The organism is Verrucomicrobiota bacterium (assembly GCA_027622555.1).
Lineage (GTDB): Bacteria > Verrucomicrobiota > Verrucomicrobiia > Opitutales > UBA2995 > UBA2995.
In genome coordinates this window covers 1-2,558 of record JAQBYJ010000237.1, presented here as the reverse complement: position 1 = coordinate 2,558, position 2,558 = coordinate 1, and the positions used below count along the sequence as shown (strand labels likewise).

The 2,558-nt window shown below is 50.0% G+C and carries 1 protein-coding gene; it reads right to left on the bottom strand.

Going from position 1 to position 2,558, the window contains the following annotated elements; translation table 11 throughout:
* Window positions 1-178 precede the first annotated feature (178 nt).
* Complete coding sequence (locus O3C43_25125; protein MDA1069772.1) at window positions 179-2,398, bottom strand: TonB-dependent receptor plug domain-containing protein; 2,220 nt, start codon at window positions 2,396-2,398, stop codon at window positions 179-181.
* Window positions 2,399-2,558: the final 160 nt, after the last annotated feature.

Here is a 2,558-nt window from a genome sequence, read left to right as displayed (position 1 = left end):
TTGCCGAAGTGCAGCTTGATTGACCTGCCGTGGCGGATCACACGCACGGCGCAGTAAACGATGTTCTGCCAATTTTAGGATAATTGCGACTGCCAATAGTTAAAATGCTTGAGATTTACAAAACAGAGCCCGCCATTTCGGCGGGCTCTGTTAAGAAACAATGAACTACTGGAGAACCCTAAATATCGAAACCCCAGGTAAAGAAGAATTGCCTACCTACGGCGAAGGTCTCCGTACGATCGAAGAAAGTACCGTCAGATACATTGGATACATTGAGTCGAAAATAATGCGTTCTGCCGCCTAATTCCATGTTGTAGCCCATAAATGCGTCGATCCGGGAATAGCCATCTTGAATGGCCCATTCCCGGCGGGGGATAGCGAACTGGTGTATGGGTCCAGCACGATAGAGCCAATTACCTCCGAAATAGAATCCTGAATCAAAGGAATGCCGACCAGTTACCGACACGGCATCGGGCGCTACCTGGTGCAAGTTCAGGCCGGGAGAACCTGCAACCAGACTTTCGACGATTTTCGCATCCGTATGTGCGTAACTCAAAATAAACTGGGTGTTGTCGTTTGGTGTGTAGAAGATCTGCGCTTCAACTCCTTTGCTATTTTCAAGTCCTGAAAGAAAGGCGATAGGCTCGTCGTCTGGCGGGGAGGGCAGGGGGTTGTTCTGAAGGATATTGGTGCGGTCGATACTAAAGTAAGCAACTGAACCTGATAAGGTATTTTCAATAAGCTCAAATTTGAATCCAATATCGGTCCCTTCCCCTTCCGAAGGAGAGAAAGTCAGAACGAGAGGAGGATTGACGCGATTGTCTACCCGATCGCCATTCGGAACGAACGATTCGCTGTACAAGGAATAGAAATTCAACCCGGGGACTACCTCGTAGGTGAAACCTGCCTGGATGGAGGTGTTGCTGACCTTATCCTGGCGGCTGCTTTCAATTTCATCACGGCGCAGGCCTGCCAGGACGTTCAGTTTGTCGTCGAACGCCCTGATTTGATCCATGACAAAAAAGCTGGTCGACTTGGAAGAGCTGGGTGTGCCAGTATTGGCTACTGCCCCTCCGACCCCCTGAGCCCTGAACTGGACGGCCAATGCCTCGGCCTCTGCACGGGTTACATTCATTTGCACCGTCCCATCAGGATTGCGTCCTTCACCCGTAAGCACGTTGTAAGGCGTAACCGGATACCCGCCGAGAGCCGCTCTTAATGCGGCGGAAGCTCCATTCATGCGATAGGTCTGCCCGAAGCCGGAAGATTCGTCACGTTGAGCTCCTAGCAGAAACGTATGTCTGGTTTTACCAATTTCAACATCGGTTATGGTGAAATCCGCGTAGTAATTTTTGGCATCGTTATCCAGAATTTCTACATTACTTTGACCGGTAAAAAAATCGTTCGCATCCGTGCAGCAGCCTACCAGGTTGAACATATCCGTGAACTTGCTCGTTTCGCTGGCCGTAAGCCTCAAATACATATTTTCTCCAAAGGACTGCGTAAGATCGATCTGCCAAACATTTCCGGTGTTCTCGGTGCGGTCCCGGTCAGTGATGGTGCTATAGTCCTGATCAACGGGCTGCCAGGCGTCATCCGGGGCGAAACCAACGCCTACGAAAGGATTCCGCGGGCGCATGAACGCATGATTGCGTTGTTGGTGGGTGTACTCGAAATCAATCTTCGTCGTTTCAGTGGCAAGAATAGTAAACGAAGGGGTGACAAAGATCTGCCGATGCCATCCGCCCGCACGTTGAGCATCGGCTGATTCATAAGATCCCGTCAGACGATAAAGGAATTTTCCAGCTTCATCAAGTGGACCTGTAGTGTCCCACTCTGTGCGTAAGAATGAATCAGATCCTGCACGGAATTCCAGGCTTTGTTGCCTTACTGCTAGCGGCTTTTTGGTAATGATGTTTACCAGACCGCCTGGATCCGAAAGACCGTAAAGCACAGCAGCGGGACCTTTAACGATCTCGATTCGCTCGACCATCGATGTATCCGTGAAGCCCCTGTAAGGAATGCGGTTGCGCAGGTTCAGCGAGGACCGGAACCCACGAATGACAAAGCTTTCGTTAAAATTCCCCTCGTTGCGTCCAACCCGGGTTACTGTGGCATCGGCGACAACCGCATCCTCCACGTTGGTGTAGGCAAAGTCCTTGATGAACTCCGCCGTGATAATATTTATAGGAACGGGAACATCTTTGATGGCCGTATTGATGCGGGTCGCACTGATCGAGTTTGTGGCAGCGTATCCTTTTCCGGCGTCCCCAACGACGGAAAAGGGATCGAGGATGAAAAGCTCTAACTTTGTATCCTCCTGGCCAAGGAGGGGGATTGAGGCCAGGGATAATATCGCTATTATCCCGATTAACCATTGGTTCTTAGTTGAGTTCATTGTGTTTGATTAGGGTTTGGAGTTTTTGTTGTCTGGGCATCAATCAGGATTATTCGCTGATCCAGATAGCGCCTGGCAAAGTTTCGTTAGAATTCAAGGTTAGTCCTAAATCCGTGAGATAATTGAGTTTGGCCGCAGGTCAATTTATTTCTGGCCACGA